At 65.0% G+C, this 24,455-nt stretch carries 22 protein-coding genes and 1 tRNA gene; 8 read left to right on the plus strand and 15 right to left on the minus strand.

Annotation, left to right across the window (positions count from 1 at the left end):
* Positions 1-37: 37 nt before the first annotated feature.
* The 5 genes from SD72_RS11645 to SD72_RS11665 all read right to left on the minus strand — a co-directional run bounded on the left by SD72_RS11645 (position 38) and on the right by SD72_RS11665 (position 5,703).
* Positions 38-1,495 carry an MFS transporter gene (locus SD72_RS11645; protein ID WP_042544643.1) on the minus strand — a complete coding sequence of 486 codons (1,458 nt, stop codon included), beginning with the start codon at positions 1,493-1,495 and terminating at the stop codon, positions 38-40.
* Positions 1,496-1,609: 114 nt separating this feature from the next.
* A complete protein-coding gene (locus tag SD72_RS11650; RefSeq protein WP_042544644.1) occupies positions 1,610-2,482 on the minus strand; it encodes a M48 family metalloprotease in 873 nt (290 codons plus the stop codon).
* Between the two features lie 26 nt (positions 2,483-2,508).
* Positions 2,509-3,078 carry a LemA family protein gene (locus tag SD72_RS11655; RefSeq protein WP_042544645.1) on the minus strand — a complete coding sequence of 190 codons (570 nt, stop codon included), beginning with the start codon at positions 3,076-3,078 and terminating at the stop codon, positions 2,509-2,511.
* 52 nt (positions 3,079-3,130) lie between these two features.
* Complete coding sequence (locus SD72_RS11660; protein ID WP_042544646.1) at positions 3,131-4,456, minus strand: D-arabinono-1,4-lactone oxidase; 1,326 nt, start codon at positions 4,454-4,456, stop codon at positions 3,131-3,133.
* On the minus strand, positions 4,453-5,703 hold the full coding sequence (locus tag SD72_RS11665) for an alanine racemase (RefSeq protein WP_042544647.1): 1,251 nt from the start codon (positions 5,701-5,703) through the stop codon (positions 4,453-4,455). Before SD72_RS11665 ends, SD72_RS11660 begins: the two co-directional genes overlap by 4 nt.
* Before the next feature lie 252 nt (positions 5,704-5,955).
* Here SD72_RS11665 and SD72_RS11670 point away from each other — a divergent pair, with 252 nt between their 5' ends.
* Together SD72_RS11670 and SD72_RS11675 are read left to right on the plus strand one after the other, a co-directional pair.
* Positions 5,956-6,636, plus strand: a complete 681-nt coding sequence (locus tag SD72_RS11670; protein ID WP_042544648.1) for a HEAT repeat domain-containing protein — start codon at positions 5,956-5,958, stop codon at positions 6,634-6,636.
* A gap of 34 nt (positions 6,637-6,670) precedes the next feature.
* Entirely contained in the window at positions 6,671-7,621 is a 951-nt protein-coding gene (locus SD72_RS11675; RefSeq protein WP_157000561.1) for a helix-turn-helix domain-containing protein, read from the plus strand.
* A 14-nt stretch (positions 7,622-7,635) separates the two neighbouring features.
* On the opposite strand, the gene SD72_RS11680 is transcribed toward SD72_RS11675, so the two are convergent.
* A complete protein-coding gene (locus tag SD72_RS11680) occupies positions 7,636-8,286 on the minus strand; it encodes a CoA transferase subunit B (protein WP_042544650.1) in 651 nt (216 codons plus the stop codon).
* A 2-nt stretch (positions 8,287-8,288) separates the two neighbouring features.
* On the minus strand, positions 8,289-8,996 hold the full coding sequence (locus SD72_RS11685) for a CoA transferase subunit A (RefSeq protein ID WP_042544651.1): 708 nt from the start codon (positions 8,994-8,996) through the stop codon (positions 8,289-8,291).
* A gap of 145 nt (positions 8,997-9,141) precedes the next feature.
* On the opposite strand from SD72_RS11685, the gene SD72_RS11690 reads away from it, so the two are divergent.
* The gene (locus SD72_RS11690) at positions 9,142-9,918 is read left to right on the plus strand and encodes an IclR family transcriptional regulator (protein ID WP_042544652.1); all 777 of its coding nucleotides are present in this window, start codon (positions 9,142-9,144) and stop codon (positions 9,916-9,918) included.
* Between the two features lie 151 nt (positions 9,919-10,069).
* Positions 10,070-10,146: transfer RNA gene (locus SD72_RS11695), tRNA-Leu, on the plus strand.
* Positions 10,147-10,288: 142 nt separating this feature from the next.
* Here the strand turns inward: SD72_RS11695 and SD72_RS11700 are convergent.
* Positions 10,289-12,124: a phosphoenolpyruvate carboxykinase (GTP) gene (locus tag SD72_RS11700; protein WP_052492645.1), complete on the minus strand. Its 1,836-nt coding sequence runs from the start codon at positions 12,122-12,124 to the stop codon at positions 10,289-10,291.
* A 125-nt stretch (positions 12,125-12,249) separates the two neighbouring features.
* Here SD72_RS11700 and SD72_RS11705 point away from each other — a divergent pair, with 125 nt between their 5' ends.
* On the plus strand, positions 12,250-13,719 hold the full coding sequence (locus tag SD72_RS11705) for a helix-turn-helix domain-containing protein (protein WP_042544653.1): 1,470 nt from the start codon (positions 12,250-12,252) through the stop codon (positions 13,717-13,719).
* A gap of 206 nt (positions 13,720-13,925) precedes the next feature.
* Here the strand turns inward: SD72_RS11705 and SD72_RS11710 are convergent, their stop codons facing one another.
* The 6 genes from SD72_RS11710 to SD72_RS11735 all read right to left on the minus strand — a co-directional run bounded on the left by SD72_RS11710 (position 13,926) and on the right by SD72_RS11735 (position 19,912).
* Positions 13,926-15,266, minus strand: a complete 1,341-nt coding sequence (locus SD72_RS11710) for an NAD(P)/FAD-dependent oxidoreductase (RefSeq protein WP_042544654.1) — start codon at positions 15,264-15,266, stop codon at positions 13,926-13,928.
* 208 nt (positions 15,267-15,474) lie between these two features.
* Positions 15,475-15,957: a DUF501 domain-containing protein gene (locus tag SD72_RS11715; RefSeq protein WP_042544655.1), complete on the minus strand. Its 483-nt coding sequence runs from the start codon at positions 15,955-15,957 to the stop codon at positions 15,475-15,477.
* A complete protein-coding gene (locus tag SD72_RS11720) occupies positions 15,954-16,415 on the minus strand; it encodes a septum formation initiator family protein (protein WP_042544656.1) in 462 nt (153 codons plus the stop codon). Before SD72_RS11720 ends, SD72_RS11715 begins: the two co-directional genes overlap by 4 nt.
* Before the next feature lie 27 nt (positions 16,416-16,442).
* Positions 16,443-17,723, minus strand: a complete 1,281-nt coding sequence (gene eno, locus SD72_RS11725) for a phosphopyruvate hydratase (protein WP_042544657.1) — start codon at positions 17,721-17,723, stop codon at positions 16,443-16,445.
* 95 nt (positions 17,724-17,818) lie between these two features.
* Positions 17,819-19,114, minus strand: coding sequence for a histidine--tRNA ligase (hisS, locus tag SD72_RS11730; protein WP_042544658.1), 1,296 nt, complete (start codon positions 19,112-19,114; stop codon positions 17,819-17,821).
* 45 nt (positions 19,115-19,159) lie between these two features.
* Positions 19,160-19,912 carry an IclR family transcriptional regulator gene (locus SD72_RS11735; protein WP_042544659.1) on the minus strand — a complete coding sequence of 251 codons (753 nt, stop codon included), beginning with the start codon at positions 19,910-19,912 and terminating at the stop codon, positions 19,160-19,162.
* Between the two features lie 195 nt (positions 19,913-20,107).
* Here SD72_RS11735 and SD72_RS11740 point away from each other — a divergent pair, with 195 nt between their 5' ends.
* Genes SD72_RS11740 through SD72_RS11750 form a run of 3 tightly spaced genes read left to right on the plus strand, consistent with a single transcriptional unit; the run spans position 20,108 to position 23,601 of the window.
* On the plus strand, positions 20,108-21,433 hold the full coding sequence (locus SD72_RS11740) for an SLC13 family permease (protein ID WP_232299749.1): 1,326 nt from the start codon (positions 20,108-20,110) through the stop codon (positions 21,431-21,433).
* 27 nt (positions 21,434-21,460) lie between these two features.
* Entirely contained in the window at positions 21,461-22,702 is a 1,242-nt protein-coding gene (locus SD72_RS11745; protein WP_042544660.1) for a CaiB/BaiF CoA transferase family protein, read from the plus strand.
* Positions 22,699-23,601, plus strand: a complete 903-nt coding sequence (locus tag SD72_RS11750; RefSeq protein ID WP_042544661.1) for an enoyl-CoA hydratase/isomerase family protein — start codon at positions 22,699-22,701, stop codon at positions 23,599-23,601. The genes SD72_RS11745 and SD72_RS11750 overlap by 4 nt, the downstream gene beginning before the upstream one ends.
* Positions 23,602-23,620: 19 nt before the next feature.
* Here SD72_RS11750 and SD72_RS11755 read toward each other — a convergent pair whose 3' ends face one another.
* On the minus strand, positions 23,621-24,373 hold the full coding sequence (locus SD72_RS11755; RefSeq protein WP_052492646.1) for an IclR family transcriptional regulator: 753 nt from the start codon (positions 24,371-24,373) through the stop codon (positions 23,621-23,623).
* Positions 24,374-24,455: the final 82 nt, after the last annotated feature.

Consider the following 24,455-nt stretch of genomic DNA (forward strand, 5'->3'; position numbering starts at 1 on the left):
GAGGGTTCCGCGGGCATACCCGCACATCGCCTCTAGCCTACCCCTCGCGACCGTCGGATTCCTCGTCATCACGCGGAATATTCGGCTTCGGCAGCGGAATCACGCCGGTTGTTGGCGGACCCTCCTGCGGGGCCGAGTCCCAGTGAGTTTTCAGCGGGTCTTCGAGTTCCGGTTCGCGGCGCAGCACGTCGATGGGGGCGGTGAGGGTTTCCACCTGCTGCCCGCGATCGTCGCCCACATTTGGGCGACCGGCATGGGTGAACTGCAGTCCGTGGTCCCATCGCACGCGCAGCTGCCGCTCCGAGATCAACCAGGTCATCCCGATCGCGAACGCGATGAGCGCCGCGACGCCGGAAATCACAAACGTTGAGCGCGGGCCGAGCGCGTCCGCGGCAGCCCCAACAAGCGGTGCCCCGATTGGGGTTCCGCCCATGAGGATCGCCATGTAGAGCGCGAGCACCCGCCCGCGAACCGCCGGATCCGACGTCGTCTGCACGAAGCCGTTTGCCGTCGTGAGCATCGTCGACGTTGCCAGTCCAAAGAACACGAGGGTCGACGCGAACAGCCAGTACGTCGGCATCACCGCGCCGAGCAGACTCACGATGCCAAGCCCGCCAACCGAGATGATGACAACGCGCATGCGCGCCGCCTGACGGCGTGCCGCCAACAGCGCCCCGGTGAGAGAACCAATCGCAAGAATGGACGACAGCAAGCCGTAGTCGGCGGCTCCCCGACCAAACTCGACGGCCATGGTTGAGGACATCACTGGGAAGTTCATGCTGAATGCCCCGACGAGGAACACCATGACGAAGATGACAAGAATGTCGCGTCTTGCCATCACGTAGCGGAACCCCGCCGAGAGCTGCCGGAGTTGCGACTCACGCTTGACGCTTGAGTCCGCTCGCACGTGCGTCGTCGTGATCATTGTGAGGGCGCCGAGCATCGCGAGGAACGAGGCGGCATTGATGATGAACACCCAGCCCGAGCCGATTGCTGCGATGAGCAGCCCGGCGACCGCAGGCCCTACGAGCCTGGCGGAGTTGAACGATGCCGAGTTCAACGCGACAGCGTTCGAGAGTTGGTTGTTGCTCACGAGGTCGGAAACGAATGCCTGCCGCGACGTCGCATCGAACGCGTTGACAACGCCGAGGCCGAGGGCGAACGAGTAGAGGTGCCACAGCTCCGCCTGCCCGGTGACGAGGAGCACGCCGAGCCCCGCGGCGAGGAGCATGAGCAGTGATTGCGTAACCAACAGCACCTTGCGGCGGTCGAGTCGATCCGCGACCGCGCCGCTAAAGGGCACGAGCAGCAGCTGCGGCCCAAACTGCAGCGCCATGGTGATACCGACGGCTGAAGCGTTGTTCTCTGTGAGCTCTGTGAGCACGACCCAGTTTTGTGTCGTTGCCTGCATCCAGGCTCCCACGTTCGAGATGAACGCTCCGAAAAACCAAATGCGGTAATTTCGGATAGACAGGGAGCGGAACGTGCTTGACACTACGTGAACAACCCCCTTTGACTGCCTCTACCCTACGCCTATTACGGTTCGGTTACGGGTTTTCGTATTTTGAGGCGTGTCTCAGCACCGTATGTCCGTGGCGAGTGCGGCTCGCTACATCTTTCCACCCATGTCGAGGAGCCGGCGGATACGCTCAGGGATCGGCGGGTGCGTCGCGAACAGCCGCTGCATCATGCCGGGCTTCAACGGATCGGCGATCCAGAGGTGCGCCATGCTCGACTGCTGCTTTTGCAGCGGCCTGCCGTACTCGGAGAGTTTGTGGAGGGCGCTCGCAAGCGCCTCAGGATGCCTCGTGGTGAGCGCGCCTGTCGCGTCAGCGAGGTACTCGCGCTGTCGCGAGACTGCAAGCTGCACCATGCTCGCAACGAGCGGCGCGACCAGCATGGCGACCAACCCGAAGATCATTACAGCTGGGTTGTTGTTGCTGTTATTGCGCCCGAAGAAGGCCATGCGCATGAGCATGTCTGCGATCATGCCGACGGCGACAGTGAGACCGTAGACGATCATCGAGACACGGATGTCGTAGTTGCGTACATGGCCGAGTTCGTGGGCCATCACGCCCTCGAGCTCCGCGTCGGTCATGATGTCGAGCAGACCCGTGGTCGCTGCGACGATGGCGTGATCGGGGTCACGCCCGGTCGCAAACGCGTTCGGGGCTGGATCCTGCACGATATACACCTCAGGCATTGGCATGCCCGTGGTGATCGCCAGGTTCTCGACCACGCGATACAGCCGCGGGTTGTCCTGCTGTTCGATCTTCACAGCGCCGCTCATCGACACGGCTTGTTTGCCTGCCGCGAAGTACTGGATGAGCGCGTACACGAGCGCGAAGCCCATGACAGCAATGACGATGCCTGGCGACTGATAGATCGCCGAGGCCAACCAGCCAAGACCCCCGACGATGCCGAGGAACAGCACGATAATGAGGGCGCTGTTGATCTTATTCCGGCGAATGGCGCTATACACGCGGCCTCCTTCCGGGGTTCAACGTATTAGAACTGAATGCGCGGTGGCTCTGCGATGGCCGCCGCGTCATCGACCTCGAAGAAGTCGCGCTGTGTGAACCCGAAGGGCCCAGCGATCATGTTGTTCGGGAAGACCTGAATCTTGGTGTTCAGCTCGCGAACGCCGCCGTTGTAGAAGCGGCGGGCAGCCTGCACCTTGTTCTCGGTGTCAACCAGCTCGCCCTGGAGCTGCAGGAAGTTCTGGCTCGCCTGCAGCTGCGGGTAAGCCTCCGCGACGGCGAAGATGCTCTTCAGCGCTGACTGCATGTGGTTCTCAGCGGCCGAGGCTTCGGCTGGTCCCTGCGCAGAAAGCGTCTCAGCCCTGGCGCGCGTGACGGACTCGAAGACGCCCTTCTCGTGCGCCGCGTACCCCTTCACGGTTTCCACGAGCGCGGGGATCAGATCCGCGCGCCGCTTCAGCTGCACCGTGATGTCGCTCCACGCCTCATCGACTCGAACCCGAAGGGTGACGAGGGAGTTGTATGTGGCCCACAGGTATCCGACAACGAGGACAACGAGGGCGACAACGACGAGTGTGATGACCAATCCGGTTGACATAGCTAAATCCTAGCGCGACAGCTGATGATTCCGCTGTGAAGGTGCAAGAAGTTTACGCCCCGAGCACGCGGTGCAGGTACGGGTTATGGAACAGGCGGTCGGGGTCGAGCCGATCGCGCACCGCACGGAAATCGTCGAAGCGCGGGTAGCGCTCGCTCAGGTCTTCCGCGCTGAGCGTGTGCATCTTCCCCCAGTGCGGCCGCCCGGCGTGTGCGGCGAGCACTGCCTCTGCCTCACGGAAGTATCCGTCGTCGCGGTCGCGCCAGTACCGGTGCACTGCGATGTAGCCGCTCTCGCGCCCGTGCGCCGTCGAAAGCATGAGATTGTCTGCTGCCGCTGAGCGCACCTCGATCGGGAAGGACACCTTGAAGTCGCGTCGCTCGATGAGCGCACGCAGTTCCCGGAGCGCAGCTGGCACGGCCTCGAGCGGCACGGCGTATTCCATTTCGCGGAAGTGCACCCGCCGGTTCGTGACATAGACGCGGTGCGACTCGTCAACGTAGTCTCGTGCGCTCGACACCGTTTGCACCGCCCGGTTGATGCGCGGCGTTGTCGCGGGGAGCAGGCGCTGGAACCCGACGACAACTCCGAGCATCGCGTTGTTGATGAATTCCTCGTCGACGTAGCGCGCGACGGTTCCCAGCGGGCGCGCACCGCTCCCAGCGACGCCCAGCTGCGGATCCACCGCAATCCGCGTGTTGGTCTTCGTGCGGGCTCCCGTCGTGTGGGGGAACCAGTAGAACTCGAAGTGATCAGCTTCCCGTGTCCGATCGAGGAAGCTGTCGAGCACCGACTCGAACGAGTCTGGCGCTTCCACGGCGTGGAGCAGGTATTGCGGCACGCACTGCACCGTGATCGTGACAAGCACGCCGAGCGCCCCAAGGCCAAGCGCGACGGCCGGCAACAGCTCAGCGTTCTCCGTCTCCGAAACGGTGAGCAGCTCCCCCGTTCCCGTAACCAGCGTCGCGCCCACGACCGCCGTCGAGAGCCCTCCGAGGCCGAGTCCGGTGCCGTGGGTGCCGGTCTGGGTTGCGCCCGTGATCGTTTGCTTGTCGATGTCGCCCATGTTCGCGAGCGCAAGGCCAAGCGGGCCGAGGATCGCCGGCAGCTCCCAGAGATGCGTGCCCGCCCACAGCGTCACCCGCGAAGCGGCTGGATCAGCCGACACGAGTCCGCGCATCCGGCTCAACTGCAGCCGAATCCCGTCGGTTGCGCCGATTGCTGTGAAGCTGTGAGAAGCCCCGATCGGTTTCACGGTGTGGCCCGTGTCGCGAGCACGCTCAACGGCGGCGACAATCTGCTCAGCGCTACGCGGGAAGATCTCGGTGGCAGGGGTCGACGTCTCGGTGCGCGCCCAATTGTGCCAGCGTGGGCTCATAGGAAGCACTTCCCTTCTCCGCGATAGGTCGGCATCGGGTCACCGGCAACAGCACCGGTAACCGGAACGACCGCGTTGCCGTGTTCCATCGGCTCCCCCGATTTCGTGTGCCTGAGCCAGACGCGGTCACCGACTCGCAACGAGCTCGCTGCGGCGCCGATTACGGGACTCTGCACCTCCCCGGCGGCCTCACGCGGGGCGTATCGCAGTCCTTGCGGCCACGCGAGCTGCGGCAATCTGTCGGCTGCGGCCGGCCCAGAAGCGATCCATCCGCCACCGAGAAGCGTCGCAGTCTCCTCGTTCGGCCTGCGCACAACGTCGAGCGCAAAGGCGACGGCTGGGGCCGGGGTGAACGACCGGTAGTTGTCGAACAGGTGCGGCCCGAACAGCCCGCTGCCGGCTGCGACCTCCGTGATCCCACCCTCCGCGACGGTGCGCTCGATGGATCCGGTACCGCCGCCGTTGACGAACTCGAGGTCGACGAGTGCGCGCACCGCTGCGAGCGCCTCAGCCCGGCGATCAACGAGCTCTGCGTGGCTCGCGCGCTGCATTGCGCGCATCACGATTCCAGCGGCCGGCTTACCCACAGGCGCGTCACCAACGCCGGCGATCTGAGCCTCGTACGACATCACACCCGCGATCGTGAAGCCCTCGCGTGTGAGGATGTGCTCCGCGAATTCGCGCAGGCCTGCAGCAGTAAATATGGGGCTCCGGAACACCCCGATGTGACCTAGAGCTTTGCTCCGCCACGATGCGTCGAAGTCGAGGCACACTCGGATACTCGGGCGCTTTCCCGGCGCCACAACCGAGTCGATGAGGTCGAGCTGCTCTGGGCTGTCAACCATCAGGGTCACGCGCTCCGCGGCGCGCGGGTCTGCGGCGAGCGCGGCAATCGCCGCCCGATCCGCCGTCGGGTAGGCAACGACGATGTCGTCGATGGTCTCGCTGAGCCACACGGCCTCGGCGAGCGAGTAGCCGAGTACCCCCGCATACCCTGGGAGCGCGAGCACCGCGTCAAGCACGCCGCGGACCCTGACGGACTTCGAAGCAACGCGGATCGGCAAGCCGCCTGCTCGTCTGAGCATGTCGTTGGCGTTGTAGCTCAACGCCTCTGCACTGAGGGCAATCACTGGGGCAGAGAGCTCGGCCGTTGCATCGGTGAGGTTACCCCAGTAGCGTGCCGGGTCAAGCCAGGGTTGCGCGTTCGCCGCCGCGCGCAGCGCCGGTGCTGCGAGATCGAGAGTCATGGCTGCATTCTAGTCCCGCCTACGCCGAGCCGAGGGAGGAACTACGGTTCGTCTGTGGTGCGGTTACGTCGCCATAGCCTGAACCGGGTATACAGTCCCGCACACACTGCGCAGAGGATCACGATGACGAGGAGAGCCTTCGCGAATGCCATAGCCCAAGCGTAGTGCCAGCAAGCGATCACGGACTCCATCACACGCGTGCTTGACCTTGACACGGTGTCAAGGTGTTAGGTAGTCCTGAAAGGACACACTATGCACCCCACAGACACGACCCCAGCGCGGCGACTCGCTATCGCTCTCGCAGCCCCCAGCAACTCCGGCAGGCTGCAGGCCGCCATGACCGCAGGCACCTCTCCCGACCCGAGCTATGTTGAGCCGCTAATCGAGCGCGCTGGCATCGAACCAGACTTTGGGGTGCGTGAGATGCTCACGTGGGCTCTCCTCCAGCTCCCACGGGAGCAGGTCATTGAGCGCGTGATCGCAGAGCTTCGCGCGGGGTCCCAACAGGCGCAGACCCAGGCGCTGCACACGCTCTCAAAACTTGGCGACGAGCGCGCGTGGCCGGCGATCACCGGGGAGCTGCTGCTGTCGGAGAATGATGAGCTCGCCCGCACCGCGTGGCGCGCTGCGGTAGCGTGCGCCCCTGCCGGTGACCGAGCCGACCTCGCCGCCGTGCTGAGCACGCAGCTCGGTCGCGGCGACACCGACATCATGCGTAGCCTGAGCCGCGCCCTCGTCGCCCTCGGCGCCGAGGCCGAAGCGCCAATCGCTGCAGCACGGCTCGCGGCGCAAGCCACCGGCGACGCGTCGGTGCTCACTCACGCCGAGGCTACCGAGCGCCTGCTCGCAGACCCCGAAGCGAGCTTTGCCCTCGACCCCACTGACGCGGCCCGTCTGGGGCGTGCACACTCCGGAGCTCGCGGTGCGCATTAGCGAGGTGTCACGTCGCGCCGGGGTGAGCTCGCGCATGCTCAGATACTACGAGCAACTCGGGTTGCTCACCCCGGCTGGGAGAACAGCGTCTGGATACCGGGAGTACTCAGAAGAGGATCTCGTGCAACTGCTCCGTGTTGAGGGGCTGCGCGCGCTCGGACTCACCCTGCACCAGGTGGCTGCCGCGCTGGCAGCAAGCGCACCGGAACCCGAGGAGCTGATCACCGACCTCATCGCGCAGAGCCGCAGTCGGCTTAAGCGTGAGCAGCAGTTGCTCGACCGACTCGAGCAGCTGCGCTCGGCCACCCCAAACGACTGGGATGACGCGCTCGCGGTGATGCGGCTCGCCCGCGGCCTCGAATCCCCGCGCCCAGACGAACGGATTCGGGCCGCACTTTCGGCGGGCGGCCCCGGTGCGCTCCCCGAGCCAGCGCTCGTGTCCGCGTTGCTTGACGAGAGCGACCTCAATGCTGCCGGCGCGCTTCGCTGGGCGCTCGCACAAAGCTCGGATGGGCCTGGGGCGCTCGCCGCCGCCGTCACTGACCCCGTTGCGTCGCGTCGGATGCGGGGGATCCTTGCGGTCGCGGTGTTCCCCGGCGCCGAAGCAGCGCGGATGCTCGAGCACGCGCTCGCCGATGACGATGCCGAAGTGCGTTCGGCTGCCGCACTCGCTCTCGGGCAGCGCGGCAACGAGGCCGCGGAAGCCGAACTCATGCAACTCGTTGCCCGTGGCCCACGCGACGTCGAGGCGGCTGAAGCGCTCGGGGTGATCGCTGAGGATCCCGTTGCAGCGGAGCGGATCGTTGCCGACCTCGCGGTGCGACTCGAGGCAGATCGTGATCTGGCCGGCGCCCGCGCCCGAATCACCCAGGCCCTTGGCGAGTTCGACACGGATCAGGCCCGATCCCTTCTCGCCACGCTCGCTCGAGACCCGGATCGGGCGGTCGCCAGGGTCGCCCAGTACCTCAGCTCCCGCACCGACTAGCGGCCGGGCGTGCGCTACGCTACCGCCGCGGCTTCGAGATCCACCGTGAACGCCGCACCGGTGTGCTCGCGCAGCTCGGCTTCGCTGTGCCCAGGAGCGATGCGGCGCAGCACGAGGGCACCCTCCACGACATCGAACACCGCCCGATCAGAAATGATCCGATCGACAACGCCAGCCCCGGTGAGCGGGAGGTCGCACTCGGCGACGATCTTAGGCGAACCGTCCTTTGACACGTGGTCGGTGATGACAATCACGCGCGGGGTCCCTGCCACAAGATCCATCGCACCACCCATTCCCTTGACAAGCTTCCCGGGGATCGTCCAGTTCGCGAGGTCGCCGTTGCCGGCGACCTGGAGCGCGCCGAGGATCGCGGTCTGCACGTGTCCGCCGCGGATCATGCCAAACGACATCGCCGAATCGAAAATCGATGCCCCGGGGACGAGCGTGACGGTCTGCTTACCTGCGTTGATGAGGTCAGCGTCCTCCTCGCCCTCGAAGGGGAACTGGCCCATGCCGAGAATCCCGTTCTCGCTCTGCAGCATCACGCTGACACCAGCGGGAAGATGATTCGCGACGAGCGTCGGGATCCCAATTCCGAGGTTCACATATTGGCCGTCCTCGAGCTCTTCCGCGGCGATCGCGGCCATCTCGTCTCTCGTCCACATGGTTAGACCGCCTCTCGGGTGCGCACGGTGCGCTGCTCAATGACTTTGTGGGTGTCCTCGACTGCGACAAGCCGCTGCACGAAGACGCCAGGCGTGTTGATGCGCTCTGGGTCGAGGTACTCACTCTCGAGGTGCTCGGTCTCAGCGATGGTAACGCGGCCGGACATCGCGACGAGCGGGTTAAAGTTCTGCGCTGTGAGACGGTAGCGCAGATTACCTTCGGCGTCTGCAGTGTGTGCGCGAACGAGCGCGAGATCCGCGACGATCCCACGCTCCAGGATCACCCGCTTGCCATCGAACTCGGCTTCTGGCTTGCCCTCAGCGATCGGGGTGCCAACTCCGGTCGGCGTGTAGAACGCGGGGATCCCCGATCCGCCAGCGCGCAGCCGCTCGGCGAGCGTGCCCTGAGGAACGAACTCGACCTCGAGTTCGCCGCTGAGGTACTGCTCCGCAAACAATTTGTTCTCGCCGACATAAGATCCGAGCACCTTGCGCACCTGCCGGTTCTCGAGCAGCAAGCCGAGCCCCTGCCCGTCCACACCCATGTTGTTCGACACGACGGTGAGGTCCTTTACGCCGGTGTCGCGCAGCGCGACGATGAGGTTGTGCGGAATTCCGCACAGGCCGAAGCCACCGACAGCGACAGTCATGCCGTCGCGTGCGACGTCGGCCACCGCCTCGGCTGCACTCTTCCAGGTCTTTGATGCCATCCTTGCCACCCTCCGTTCACTATGCGGTCACAAACACCGCGTTCCTGCGAGCGTAGAACCGTTGCGCTCCCCCTTGCAAGGCCTGCTGGCGAGTCGCCACAGAACCGGTCACGTCATGAATCGGCTCCATGCTATCGTTCACTATATGGACGACACGTCGCGCACGCCCGGAGCCCAGGTCGTGAGCCGCGTTGCTGCCGTGCTCCGAGCACTCAGCGCCGCTATGCCCGACGGCGAGAACACCACCGAGCTCGCGCGCGCCGCCCAGCTCACCAGGCCAACGGCGCACCGGCTCCTCTCAGCGCTCACCTCAGAGGGGTTCGTCGATCGCGACCCGCAGAGCGGAAAGTGGCTCCTCGGGCCCGAGCTCTATCTCATGGGAACGGTCGCGGCCGACCGCTACGATGTCACCGACATCGCGCGCACCCACGTCGCAGCGCTCGCAGCAGCGACCGGCGAGAGCGCGTTCTTTTCCGTCCGACGAGGCGGCGAGACCGTGTGCCTTGAGCGACAAGACGGCAACTTCCCGATTCGCTCGTTCGTGCTGCACGAGGGCAAACGGTTCCCACTCGGAGTCGCCTCGGCCGGGCTCGCGATTCTGTCCTTCCTCACTCCGCACGCCGTCGACGCCTTTCTGACGGAGTCCAGGCTCGAAGACGACTTCGGCGGGGAGCACGCCGAGACGGCCATCCGCGCGCGCATCAGCGAGACCAGGCGGACGGGGTACGCCGTCAATCCAGGGCTGATCGTGCCAGGCAGCTGGGGGCTCGGTGCAGCAGTGTTCTCCGGGTCAGGGCAACCAGCGTGGGCGCTCTCCCTCACCGGCGTCGAATCCAGATTCTCCCCGGAACGCATCCCGGAGCTCGGGAGACTTCTCCTCGAGCACGCGCACCAGCTCACCGAGCAGCTCGCTCGCAAGTAGCGGCACGCGACAGAGGCCACCTGGCCCTCTGTCCCCCGGTCGGAGCGGCCTCTCTCCCAGCGCACGCGGGCAGGTGTGCCTCGCAGAGCCGCCGAACAACACGGCCAGACCAGGGCGCGATCGACCGGTCGATTGTGGGAAGATTATCCCACCCCCTATAGCCCAACTGGCAGAGGCAGGAGACTTAAAATCTCTTCAGTCAGGGTTCGAATCCCTGTGGGGGGACCACTCGAGTTACGGATGAGTCCCTGGCTTCAGCAACTGCACGAAGCGGGCTCGTTCCACGCGCAGCGACAACACAACGCCCCCGGGCGCGGATCCGACACCTTCGGTGTTGGTCCGGCCAGGGGGCGTTTGCTGTTCGCTGAGGTTAGGCGCCCAGGCGCTTTCGCAGCCCCTCGAGCTCGGCGTTCAGAGCAGCCGGGAGGCGGTCGCCGAACTGTGCGAAGAATTCCTCGGTCATGTCTGCCTCAGCGAGCCACGACTTCGGGTCGATCTCGAAGATCTCGTCAAGGTCGTCAGCAACTTCTTCGATTCCGGAGAGGTTCAGCTGGCCGTCGGCCGGGACGATACCGATCGGCGTCTCGCGCCCCTCGTACTCGCCCTCTACGCTGCGGATAACCCAGTCGATGACGCGCGAATTGTCGCCGAAGCCAGGCCAGAGGAAGCGGCCGTCGTCGCCCTTGCGGAACCAGTTCACCTGGAAGATCCTCGGGGCCTGCTCGCCGAGCTGCTCCCCCATCTCAAGCCAGTGGCCCCAGTAGTCGGCCATGTTGTAGCCGCAGAACGGGAGCATCGCGAACGGGTCGCGGCGGAGCTCGCCGACTGTGCCCTCCTGGGCTGCGGTCTTCTCAGAGGAGATCGTCGCACCCATGAATACGCCGTGGTTCCACGAGCGCGACTGGGCCACGAGCGGCACGTTGGTTGCCCGGCGTCCGCCGAAGAGGATCGCGTCAAGCGGAACACCATCGTGCTCGAACCAGTCCTGCGAAAGCGTAGGAGTCTGCTGAATCGGCACCGTGAAGCGCGAGTTCGGGTGCGCTGCTGGGCGACCCGACTCGGGCGTCCAGCTGTTGCCCTGCCAGTCAGTGAGGTGTGCGGGAACCGAGTCGGTCATCCCCTCCCACCAGACGTCACCGTCGTCAGTGAGGGCCACATTCGTGAAGATGGTGTTTCCCCAGAGGGTGTCCATCGCAACAGGGTTTGTCGTTTCGCCCGTACCGGGTGCGACCCCGAAGAAACCGGCCTCTGGGTTGATGGCGTAGAGGCGCCCGTCAGTGCCAGGGCGGAGCCAAGCGATGTCATCGCCAATGGTCTCAACCTTCCAGCCCGGAATGGTGGGCTGCAGCATTGCGAGGTTGGTCTTACCGCACGCAGACGGGAAGGCAGCGGAGAGGTGGTAATCCTTACCGGTTTCGGTGTTTGTGAGCTTGAGGAGCAGCATGTGCTCCGCGAGCCAGCCCTCGTTCTTGCCCATGACGCTCGCGATGCGCAAAGCGAAGCACTTCTTCGAGAGCAGTGCGTTTCCGCCGTAGCCCGAACCGTATGACCAGACCTCGAGGGTCTCGGGGAAGTGGGTGATGTACTTCAGGTCGTTGCACGGCCACTCAACGTCGGCTTCGCCGGCTTCGAGCGGAGCGCCAACCGAGTGAACGGTACGGACCCACTCGCCGCCGGGGAGGATCCCGTCGAGCGCTGCTTGTCCCATGCGCGTCATGATTCGCATGTTCAGCACCGCGTACGGCGAATCAGTGATCTCCACACCGAGCTGCGTGATGGCGCCACCGACTGGGCCCATCGAGAACGGGACGACGTACATGGTGCGCCCGCGCATGGAGCCCTGGAACTTGGGCATGAGCTCTGCACGCATAGCGTCGGGAGCTACCCAGTTGTTCGTCGGGCCGGCATCGGCTTCGTTCTCGGAGCAGATGAAGGTGCGATCCTCAACGCGTGCGACGTCGCTCGGGTTCGAGCGGGCGAGGAAGCTACCTGGACGCAGGTTCATGTTCAGCGGAATGAGTGAGCCGGATTCCACCATTTCGCTGGTGATCCGGTTCCACTCGTCCTGCGAGCCGTCGCACCAATAGACCGCGTCCGGCTGGGTAAGTTCGGCAACCTCGGTGACCCACTGCAGGATCTCGGGGTTGGACGTAGTCGCGCTTTCGCGGACGAGCTCAGCGATCGGAGCGAGGGTTGTCGTGCTCATGCCTTCGGATTCTCCCTAAGTGGTGCCGTCGAAGTTGGCTTGTATTCCCATTCTGGGCCCGGCCAAAGGTAAACATTTACCAAACAGCCTGTCAATATTTCGACTTATTGCCGTATAGTCAAATTATGGATCAGGTTTCTGTGCCTTCACTCAACGCCGCGACAATCGATCGTCTGGTGCTCGGTAAGCGCCTCAGACATTTCCGCACGGAGGCCGGGCTTACGCTCGAGCAACTCGGCAACCAGGTCGGCGTGGTCGCGAGCCAGCTTTCCCTCATCGAGAACGGGAAACGGGAGCCGAAGCTCACCTTCATTCAGGCGATCGCTCGGGCCCTCGACATCGACCCAGGTGAGCTGCTGAACACCGAGGCCCCCGACCGCAGGAGCGAGCTTGAGATCGAGCTCGAACGCGCGCAAAGTACTCCGGGGTACGAGCAGCTCAACCTCCCCCGCATCAAGTCCCCGCGATCGCTCAACGACGACACACTTGAGTCGCTCATTGGCCTCCATCGGGAACTCGCACGCAGAACCCGCGCTGCGGCGACCACTTCGGAGGAGGCGCGGCGCGCGAACACCTCGATTCGAATGAAGATGCAGGAGCTCGACAACTACCTCCCCGACATCGAGCAGATCGCCACTGAACTCATGCAGCGAATCGGCCACACGGTCGGCGCAGTGACCCACCGTGACGTGGCAATCCTTGCGGAGATTCTCGGCTTCACGCTCATCTTCGTCGACGACCTGCCGCAGAACACGCGGAGCATTACGGACCTCGAGAATGGCCGCATCTATCTACCGCCGACGTCGATTCCTGGTGGCCACGGACTGCGTTCGCTAGCACTTCAAGCGATGGCCCATCGCGTTCTCGGGCACTCCGAGCCGAGAAGTTATGCGCAATTTCTCGAACAGCGATTGCAGATCAACTATTTCGCGGCCGCCTGCCTGCTCCCCGAGGAGCGGGCTGTCGAATACTTGCAGCAGGCTAAACGCGATCGGAATCTTGCCATCGAGGACCTGCGTGATGCGTTCGGGGTCACCCACGAGGCAGCCGCGCATCGTTTCACGAACCTCGCGACGCGGCACCTTGATCTGCGAGTGCACCACTACCGCACTGACGGGGCAGGCACCCTCGTACGTGGCTACGAGAACGATGGGCTGCCGTTCCCAATGGATGAGGGCGGCGCCATCGAAGGCGAGCTGCTCTGCGCCAAGTGGGGTGGCCGCACCGCCTTCAACCGGCAGAACCGTACGAGCGAGTTCTACCAGTTCACCGACACCCCCAATGGGACGTTCTGGACAAGTGTGCAGACCGGAGACGCTGAGCTCGGCCCGTTTGCGATCGCCTGTGGGGTTCGCTTTGACGACGCGCGCTGGTTCCGCGGGCGTGACACCCACGTTCGCAAGCGCTCGACGTGCCCGGACGAATCGTGCTGCAGGTCGGCCGCCCCAGCCCTTCGCGAGCGTTGGGAGGGAAAGGCGTGGCCGAGTGCCCGCATGCACCAGCATGTGCTGTCGCCCCTGCCGACGGGCACGTTCCCCGGCGTCGACGACACGTCGATGTACGAGTTCCTCTCCAAGCATGCGCCCGAAGTCTGAGCAAAACGCATCGCGTTTTGCACTTCGGGCGCCGGGCCCACCGGCCCGGGAAGTTTAAGCAAAACGCACCGCGTTTTGCACTTCGGGCGCCGGGCCCACCGGCCCGGGAAGTTTAAGCAAAACGCACCGCGGCTTGCACCGAGGGCTGCGGGAACGCGAAAGGCCGCGGGATCCATGTGGATCCCGCGGCCTTTCGCGTGCGCTACCTAGTCAGCAGCGGGGCGAGGACGCGAAGCGAACTCTTCGAAGATCTCGCGGGGCTGCTGCGTCGCCTCGATGTTAACGATGTCGCGGCCGAGGAAGAAGTGTCCGACCCAGCCGCCGAACACGCGCCACTTGCGCTCCCACGTGGGGATCGCCATGCCGTGGTAGAAGCGGTGCGCGAGCCACGCAATGTAGCCCTTGAGCGTGAAGTTGCCCGAGCGGAATACGCCGGTGTTCATGCCGAGGCCTGCGACGGCGCCCTGGTTCTTGTGGTTGTACTCAACAACGCCCTCGCCGCGGAGGCTGGCGACGATGTTCTTCGCGAGCAGCCTGCCCTGACGGACGGCGTGCTGTGCGTTGGGAACGCAGAAGCCGCCGGGGCCGGGGGTCGAGGAGATGTCTGGAACCTGTGAGGTATCGCCAGCGGTCCAGGCACCCTCGACGATGTCGCCGTCTTCGGTTGCGACGCGGAGCGATGGGGTGCCGACGACGTGGCCGCGCTGGCCGATCGGGAGGTCGGTTCCGCGGAGGAATGGCCTGGGCATGACACCCGCGGTCCAGACGATGAGGTCTGATTCGTACTTCTCGCCAGTCGAGAGCTCGATGTTGCCGCCCTCTCCGCTGGAGAGCTGCGTGTCGAGGTGAATGTCGACGCCGCGACGGGTCTGATCCTTCACAACCCAGTCAGCGAGCCCCTCTGTGACCTCGGGCATGATGCGGCCCATGGCCTCAACGAGGTGGAACTTCGTCTCGTCGAAGGTGATCTCTGGGTAGCGGCGCAGCAGGGCGGTCGCGAACGAGCGGAGCTCGGCTACCGACTCGATGCCAGCGAAGCCGCCACCGACGACGGTGACGGTGAGCAGGCGTGCGCGCTCAGCCGAGTCCTTCGGGAGCGATGCTGCGCGCTCGAAGTTACCGACCATGCGATCGCGGATCGCGACGGCCTCTTCGATCGTCTTCATGCCGATTGCGTTGTCAGCGATTCCCGGGATCGGGAAGGTGCGCGAAACAGAACCGGTGGTGATGACGATCTGGTCGTACTCGAAGTCGTACACCTCGCCAGTGTTAGGCGTGATGGTCGCCGTCTTGGTCGCGTGTGAAATGCCGGTGACCTTGCCCGCGATGTTCGCGGTGCGCTTGAGGTGACGACGGCGTGCGACGACCGCGTGACGCGGTTCGATCGAGCCAGCGGCTACCTCGGGAAGGAACGGCAGGTACGCCATGTAGGGCAGCGGGTCAACAATGGTGACCTCGGCCTCGCCCGAGCGGAGCAGCTTCTCAAGCTTCCATGCGGTGTAGAAGCCGGCGTAGCCGCCGCCGACGATCAGAATCTTCTTCGCCACGAAGCGATCTCCTTGATGCTCAAATATGCACTACATGCAGGATGCAGCGTGCGCCCGCATGTGCGCGGGAAGCCAAGCTGGGCAATCTCCACCCAACCCAGTACACCCTACCTGTAAACTTGCCACTAATCGTCGCAAACGACGAGTTGCCGCATTCAAACCGACGAATATTCGCCGGTCAGCGACCATTTCCGAAACTTGTTCGGAATTATCCAACCCAACCAGAACGCTCGAGCGCGAGATCGCCGATCGGGTTCACCCCGGGCCCCGCCGCGAGGGCGTGACCGATGAGGGCGTGCAGACATTTCACGCGGGTTGGCATGCCTCCCGCGCTGATCCCAGCGAGTTCCGGCACCTCCCCGACGGAGTCACGATCGGCGATGTACTGCTCGTGCGCACGAGCATACGCGGCGCGCAGCTCCTCGTCTTCGGCAAGCATCTCGTTGAACTCGACCATCATGCCGACGGCTTCAAGGCGCGACGCCGCGGCGACGACCTCGGGGTGCGAGAGGTAGTAGAAGGTGGGAAACGGCGAGCCGTCTGGCAGGCGCGGCGAGGTCGCAACCACTGTCGGGCTCCCGTCGGCTGCGCGTGCGGCGATACCGACGACGCCGCGCGCCTCACGGCTCAGCTGCTCGCTCACCGCCGCGATATCTTCAGCGGTCGGTGCGGGAAATGGTGGCCGGCTCACTTGGTGCTCCTTGCGGCTTCGTCTTCGGTTGGGGTGTCTGGGATAGCGGTTCCTGAGGCGATAACGGATCCAACAAGATCCTTGGCCCAGTTTCGCTCAACGAGGGTGAGATCGGCGCTCGTCTCTTCCTGCGACTCGACAGGGAGCACGACGTCAGAGATGATGCTCAGTTGGGTCTCGCCCGGCAGCACATATGAGAGCCTGTCACGCGCTTGCGCACGGACGTATGCGGGATCTTTCCACCGAGAACGCTCCGCATCGATGGATTCCACCGCTTCGCGGTGCTGTCTCACGCTCTCACGCAGTTGCGCGATCTCCCGCTGCTGCTGCACGAACGTTGAGATGTTGGGGCTCAGAATCAGCGCACCGGCAATCACCGATACGACGACAATCACGGTGAAGACACTGAACCGCAGACTCGCGACCCACGCCGCGATATCTGCGCCCCAGTGCTTCACCGTGTACTCCTCAGAATGGGTGGATCGTTACGCCTGGAAGCGCGGGAATGCACCGCGCCCTGCGTAGCGAGCCGCGCCGCCAAGCTCTTCCTCGATGCGGAGGAGCTGGTTGTACTTCGCGACGCGGTCCGAGCGTGCCGGTGCACCGGTCTTGATCTGACCGCAGTCGGTCGCGACCGCGAGGTCAGCGATCGTGACGTCTTCGGTCTCGCCGGAGCGGTGCGACATGACGGCGGTGTAACCGGCGCGCTGCGCCATCTGCACGGCGTCGAAGGTCTCGGTGAGGGTGCCGATCTGGTTAACCTTCACGAGGATCGAGTTGCCGACGCCCTTCTTGATGCCGTCCGCAAGGCGCTCCGGGTTCGTGACGAACAGGTCGTCGCCGACGAGCTGCACGCGCGCACCGAGCTGGTCGGTGAGGTGCTTCCAGCCGTCCCAGTCGTCTTCGTCGAGCGGATCCTCGATCGAGACGAGCGGGTAGCGATCGACGAGATCAGCGTAGTACGCGGTCATCTCGGCCGCAGTGCGGTCCTGGCCCTCGAACTTGTAGACGCCGTTCTCGTAGAACTCGGACGATGCGACGTCGAGCGCAAGCGCGATGTCGCGGCCTGGCTCGAAGCCTGCACGCTTGATAGCTTCGACGATGAGGTCGAGTGCCGCAACGTTGTTCTCGAGGTTCGGGGCAAAGCCGCCCTCGTCGCCGAGGCCGGTCGAGAGGCCCTTCTCGTTGAGGAGCGCCTTGAGGGCGTGGTAGACCTCGACGCCCCAGCGGAGCCCCTCCGAGAAGCTCTCGGCGCCAAGCGGCACCGCCATGAACTCCTGGATATCGACGTCGGTGTCGGCGTGCGCGCCACCGTTGATGATGTTCATGAGCGGCACGGGAAGCGTGCTCGCCGTCGGGCCGCCAAGGTAACGGTAGAGCGGGAGCTCGGCTGAGGCCGCAGCGGCGTGCGCGACAGCGAGGCTCACGCCAAGGATCGAGTTCGCCCCAACGCGCGACTTGTTGTCGGTTCCGTCGACCTCGCGAAGCACGGTGTCGATGATGCGCTGGTCGTCAGCGGCGAAGCCCTCGATGGCTGGGGCGAGATCGTCGAATACCGCATCCACTGCCTTGAGTACGCCCTTGCCGAGGTAGCGTCCCTTGTCGCCGTCGCGCAGCTCGTACGCCTCGAAAGCGCCCGTCGATGCGCCCGAGGGCACAGCAGCGCGTCCGACCGAATCGTCAGTCAGTCCAACCTCGACCTCAACGGTCGGGTTTCCGCGCGAATCAAGAATCTCGCGTGCGATCACCGCGTCGATAAATGCCACAGTTTGCTCCTTGTGGTGGAAGTCATGAGACGCGTGTTCCGCGCCTCTTCACAGTGTAGAGGGTGCCGGGTTCTGCTCCCCGAGAGATCAGGCCATTACTCGCCGAGATCGCGCCACGCCAGCTCGGCTGCGTCGCGAGTGCCTGGCCGCACGTTTGCGAAGCGCGCGAACCCCTCGGCCTCGAGCCGCGCGACAAGCGTTTTCATGTTCTTCTGTCGCTTCTCGAGGCGCACCCGCAAGCCGTCCGCAACGAGTGCGCGCTTGAGCACCATGAGCTCCTCGAGCGGTGTGTCTGCGTCAGCCACGAGCGCGACCGACTCAGGCCCTGCGTTCGCGTCAAGCTCGATGAGGTCGACAACGCGCTCGAACCCGATAGAGAATCCGACCGCTGGAACGTCCTGGCCGAGGAAGCGGCCGATCATTCCGTCGTAGCGCCCGCCCCCGCCAACGGAGGATCCCGAACCGGGGTGGGCGATCTCGAAGATCGTGCCGGTGTAGTAGCCCATCCCGCGCACAAGGGTGGGATCAAAGCGAATCTCGACGCCCTCGGGCAACCCGCCAGCGAGCGACTCACCGAGCGTCACAAGACTCTCGACGCCCTCCGTTGCGGCGCCCTCTGGCAGCACCCCGGAGATAGCTTCGCGGGTCACCGGGATCCCTGCAGCGAGTGCGGAATCGACGCCAGCAAGGATGCCGCGCATCGCTTCGGCCCCTGCCTCATTCCTCTCGGCGAGTTCGGTGACGACACCTTCAACGCCAATCTTGTCGAGCTTGTCGACGGTGATGAGCGCCGCCGAGTGTTCTTCTGGCGCGAAGCCGCAGTGGTCGAGCAGGCCGAACAGGATGCGCCTGTCGTTCACCCGAATGACACAGTCCTTCAGACCGAGCTGCGCAAGCACCTGCGACGTCGCAGTGATCAGCTCGATCTCCGCGATGACGCCCGCCTCGCCAATGACGTCAATGTCCGCTTGCACAAATTGCCGGTAGCGGCCCTTCTGCGGGCGCTCAGCGCGCCAGACCGGCGCGATCTGAATCGACCGGAACACGGGTGGCAGTTCGGCGCGGTGGGTGGCGTAGAAGCGTGCGAGCGGCACCGTGAGGTCGAAGCGCAGACCCAGATCAGCGAGCTGTTCGGCGTCACCCGCGGCAACCGCTGCGGCGAGCGCTTCCGGCTTGATGCCTCGCTTGAGGATGGAAAATGACAGCTTCTCGTTGTCTCCCCCGAGCCCGGAGTGCAGCCGCGCATGGTCCTCCACGACCGGGGTCTCGATCTCGTCGAAACCGTGGTTGCGGTATACGCGTCGGATGATGCCGAGTGCGCGCTCACGGCGCGCTTTATCTTCTGGCAGGAAGTCGCGCATGCCGCGCGGCGGGTTCACAGGGTTAGCCATGGGTTCTATTCTTCCATGATGCCGACCGCTTGAGGCACGACTACGTCAATGCCCCACCCTTGCGGCAGCACGGCCAATAGCTCGCGCAGCCTCACGCACAGCATGCCCATATTCGGCGTAGCGTTCTGGAACGATTCGGCTTGACGGCCCTGAGACTGAAACACTGCCCAGTGGATCTCCCCCCGGGCCCAGGATGGCCGCGCCGAGCGAGGTGATTCCCGTACTGAGGCCCTCCTCGTTAATCGAGTATCCCCTCGCCCGAACATCTCTGATTTCCTCGAGCAACATCCCTCGGTCGGTGAGCGTCCGCTCGGTTACGCTGTCAAGCGAACTCTCGCAGTAGCGTTCGACGTACGTCTCTTCCGATGCGGCCAGGTAGGCGAGCCCCGTTGCCGAGGCATGCAGTGGGATCTTGCTACCCAGCGGGAGGAAGGCGCGCAGAACGTGCGGCGTGTCCAACCGTTCGGCGAGAATGAGAATGTCACCGTCTGGAATCGCGAGGTGAACGGTCTCGGTTGTCGCCAGTTGTAGCGCGTTCATTGGCGCGATCGCAATGTCCCGCAGCGTACTCATGGCGCCGCTCCTCACCGCGACAGCGTAGGCGTGCGCGGTGAGCGACCACAGCTTGCTCGAGTCGTCTTGCTCGACCCACCGCAGTTCCTCGAGGGTCGTAAGGGCACGCAGCACCGTAGCTTTGGACCCGCCCAGTTCGCGGGCTACCTCAGAAAGACCGACGGGCTGATCCTCGGAGACCGCTTCGATCACGCGGATAGCGGTCACCACACTTTGCGTACTCATGCCTTAATCATCCACGGTGCAGGCCTTGACGGAAAGCCAACGAAGCCATAGCTTGGTCGAAACGAGAAATGAACCAGTGGTTTATTAGATGAACCGGAGTGAATTCCTCGTTCCGAACTCTTGAGTGAAAGGTTGGCCAATGACGGCCCAAATCATCGCACTACTGTTGTTCGTCGGAGTGTTTGTCCTCGCACGTTGCGTAAGGTCCACCTCGGCGTCATTATGTTCGCGGCCGCGCGCGCTGTGGGGCTCTGGCTCGCCCAGATGAGCCTGCCCGATGTCATCGCAGGCTTCCCAGTGTCACTGCTCGTGCTCCTGGTCGGTGTCACATACTTCTTCGGCATAGCCCAGGCAAACGGCACCGTCGACATCATCATCGAGAGGGCGGTCAACGTCGTCGGTGACCGCGCCGCGTTGCTACCGTTCGCCTTCTTCGTGCTCACCGCGGGAATCAGCGCGATGGGCTCACCACTCGCGGGCCTCGTGATGGCCCCCGTTGGCATGCCGCTCGCGAAGAAATACGGGATCGACCGGATGCTGATGGGGCTCGCGATTGGCTCCGGGCTAAGCGCTGGCGCGTTCGCCCCCACCAGCCTCTTCGGCATCGTCACCTACGGCACGGCACACTCGGTAAATATTGACCTCAACCCGCTCACCCTCTTTGCGGTCGCAGTCGGAGCGAACCTGCTGCTACTCCTCGCCGCCTACGTCATGTTCGGCGGCCTCGCCTTGTTTCGCAGACGTGGTCCCGGGCTGCTCCCGGAGAGCCTGCCACAGCTCAGCGTGACAAAGCCAGGACCACAGCACCCGTTCGAGCGCGAGGGACACACCGCACAGAGCAGGCACGCGGTCACCTCAGGCATCCAGACACTCGAGGATCCGAGCGTGAACAAGCCGACCACGGCCCGAATGAACGGGGTGCAGGTTGCAACGGTGATGTGCATGCTCGGCCTCATCGCGAGCGTCATCGTACTGGCCGCGCTCGATCTCAGCCCCGATATTGGTGTGCTGTGCTTCGCGTTCGGCACCGTGCTCACGCTCATCAACCCCAGCGCTGGCAAGCAGGCCGTCGCAAAGATCGACTGGTCGACCGTGCTCATGGTCGGCGGCATCATCACGTTCGTCGGCGTACTCGAGCACATGGGCGCCGTTGACCTGCTCGGCGAGGCTGCAAGCAACGTTGGCACGCCCCTGCTCTCGGCCTTCGTCATCTGCCTCATCGGCGGGCTCATCTCCGCGTTCGCCTCGACGACCGGCATGCTCGCGGCGCTCGTGCCGCTCGCGATCCCTCTCGTCGCTTCCGGCGACATCGCGGGCTGGGCCGTCATCGCCGCGCTCGGCGTCTGTTCATCCATCGTCGATGTGTCGCCCTTCTCGACGGTCGGCGCGACGCTCGTCGCAACGGTCGACGAAGACGAGCGGCCCCGCATGAACAGACTCCTCACCCGCTGGGGCCTCTCGATGGTGATCGTCGGGCCAGTACTGCTCATCGGCACCCTCGTCCTCCCCACGATGCTCTAAGCGCACCAACCCGAAACGGATCACGCCATGCTTCCATTGAGTTCTTTCCGCATCATCGACCTCAGCCGCGCGCTCGCAGGCCCGCTCTGCACCGCACTGCTCGCAGACCTCGGCGCCGACATCATCAAGGTCGAATCAGGCCGCGGCGGCGACCCTGCGCGGGCGTGGCCACCGTTCGAGGCGGAACACAGCCTCTACTTCGACTCGGTGAACCGCAACAAACGATCCATCGCGCTCGATCTCTACAGCCCAGCTGGGACCGCGATCCTCGACAGGCTCATCGCGGGGGCCGACGCGCTCGTCGAGAATTTCAAACCAGGCACGCTCGACGCTATGGGATACACGGAGGCGCGGCTCCGACAGCTCAACCCGCGCCTTGTCGTCGCATCCGTGACGGGGTACGGCACCACCGGCCCGCTGAGCGACCGCCCCGGCCTGGATCAGGTCATCCAGGCCGTCTCCGGGATCACCTCGGTCACGGGCCCAGCCGGTTCGAGCGGCTACCGAGTGGGCCTGCCCATCGTCGATCTCACGAGCGGCATGACTGCGGCAATCGGCCTGCTCGCGGCACTCCTTGGCCGCGAGCGGCAAGCCACTCCAACCGGGAGCGGCGAGCAGGGCGGAAGTGTCGACAGGGTCGCCACGTCTCTGTACGAGACCGCGCTCAGCCTCTCGGTATTTCAGGGGCAGGCGGCGCTCACCAACGGCACTATTCCCCAGCCGCAGGGCAACGACCATCCAAGCATCACGCCGTACGGGGTGTTCGACACGCTGACCGAGCCGATCGTCGTTGCCGTTACGACCGCGAGCCACTGGCGCAGCTTCTGCACTGCGCTCGGCTCGGAAGAACTGTTCGCCGACCCTCGATTCGAGTCGAGCAGGGGCCGAACGGAGCACCGCGAGTCGCTCAACGTGCGAATCACCGAGCTACTCGCAGCGCGTGGTGCGGCCGAGTGGATCGCCGCGCTCAACGACGTCGGAATCCCCTGCGGCGCGATCCAGGATTACCAGCAGGTCTTGGCGCACCCGCAGACGGCTGCGCTCGGGATGATCCGCGACACCGTTCGCGGCGACGGCAGCGAGCTCAAGCTTCTCCGCGGGCCGCTCACTCTCGACGGCGAGCCCACTGGCGTGCACCGGCCGCCGCCGGGCTTCGGCGAGCACGGCGTCGAAGTGCTGCGCGAGCTGGGGCTGGCCGAGTCCGTGGTGACGCAGCTCATCGCCGACGCTGTCCTCGTCGGGGTCCCCGCGACACCGGGCGCGCAATGATCCCCGTTGGCGCGGCGCGGGAGGCGCTACACACCGCCGCAGGCGCGATCCGCTCGACCGTTGCGGCGGGGATTGGCACCATCTCGATCGACCGCCAGGCCAAGCGCAATGCACTCACGCCCGAACTGTGTGACGCGCTCGCCGCAACCGTTGCCCGTCTCGATCGCGACCCCGCGGTGCGCGTCATCGCCCTCACGGGCGCTGGCGCAGATTTCTCAGCCGGGGCCGATATCGCCGAGCTTCCGCGCGTGCTGTTCGACACCGGCGACCAGTCAGCCCGCGACGGGCAGGCTGGCGACCCGCCAAGGAGCGGCGCGGGGGTGGACCACCTGACGGCAGCGGACGAAGCGTTCGGCGCGGCCCGCAAACCAACGGTCGCCCTCGTGCGCGGCGTGTGCATGGGGGGCGGGTGGCAGCTCGCCTCTGCCTGCGACATCGTGCTCAGCGCAGACGATGCGAGAATCGCCATCACCCCAGCGCTGCTCGGCATTGTCTATCCGCGGCGCGGCGTCGACAGGCTCGTGCGCACGGTCGGGGTCGACCGAGCGAAGTATCTCCTCTTCAGCGGCGCGCGGGTGTCTCCGGCCGACGCAGAGCGATGGGGCCTGGTCACCGCGGTGATTCCCGCCGCCCAGTTCACCCAGGCGGTCGCCGCGCTACTCGAGCGGATCGCGCGGAACTCGCAGTACTCGGTGCACGCGACAAAGCGCCTCATCGACGCTGGGGTTCGCGCGCAGGGGCAGCCGGTCGGCGATTCCCGCGCCCCCAGCAAACTCGACGGCGACTGGGAGGCGGTCTGGTCGGAGATGGCCGGAAACCCCGACCTGCTGGCGGGCCGCGCGGCATTTCTCGCCGGTGACACTCCGGTATTCCCTTGGGAGCCACCCGGTCAGCGGTAGCCAGCGACGATCGGGCCGTTCAGTTGCGCTTTCCGAGGAGCTGCCCGATCCTCCTGGCTGTCTCACGCACGTGGCCGACGAGCGTCTCGGTCGCCGGGAGGGTTTCGCGGGTCGACACCGATACCGAGCCGAGTGGCTCACTGCCGAGGGCAACCGGCACGGCGAGAGCGGAGACCTGTTCATCGTATTCGCCACGCGTCACGCAGTAGCCCAGCTCGCGGATGCGCGAGAATTCCGCTTCGAGCGCTTCAGGGTTCATGCTCGTGACAGAGGTGTAGCGCGCGAGAGGTCGCTGGCTTGTGAAGTACTCACGCATCGCCCGTGGGAGGTGCGCATAGTAGGCCTTCGAGATGGCCCCAACGTGCGCGGGGAACAGCTCCCCCGTTGTCGGGTAACCGCGCAGCGGCCCTTCCGGCCCGTCGACCGAGATCACGGCGCGCATATGCGCGTGGTCTGCGACGGCGAACGTCGCTGTGAGCCCCGTCTGCTCTGCGAGGCTGGCGACGACTGGGCGGGTGATGCTCGCGAGCGAGGCGGTGCTCTGCCATGCGCGCGAGAGGTGGAGCACCCCTGGGCCGAGCTTGTAGACGCGGCGCTGGTCGTCGCGGCGAAGAAACTGCAGTTTGGTGAGGGTGTGGATCGTGCGCTGCGCGCTCGACGTTGAGCATCCGAGCAGCTGGGCGAGTTCGGTCACCCCGACCTCGCGCCTGTCTGCGTTGAAGAGCAGGAGCGCTTCGAGCGCGCGCTCAACGCTGTCTAGGGTCTCGGTCATGCTGTAATTATCCCGCATAGCGGGATAAGCCTTGTTCGGTTGGCTCGCGTACCTAATTCTGATTGAGCACCTCCTCAGCATC

The sequence above is a fragment of the Leucobacter komagatae genome (assembly GCF_000834055.1).
GTDB lineage: Bacteria > Actinomycetota > Actinomycetes > Actinomycetales > Microbacteriaceae > Leucobacter > Leucobacter komagatae_A.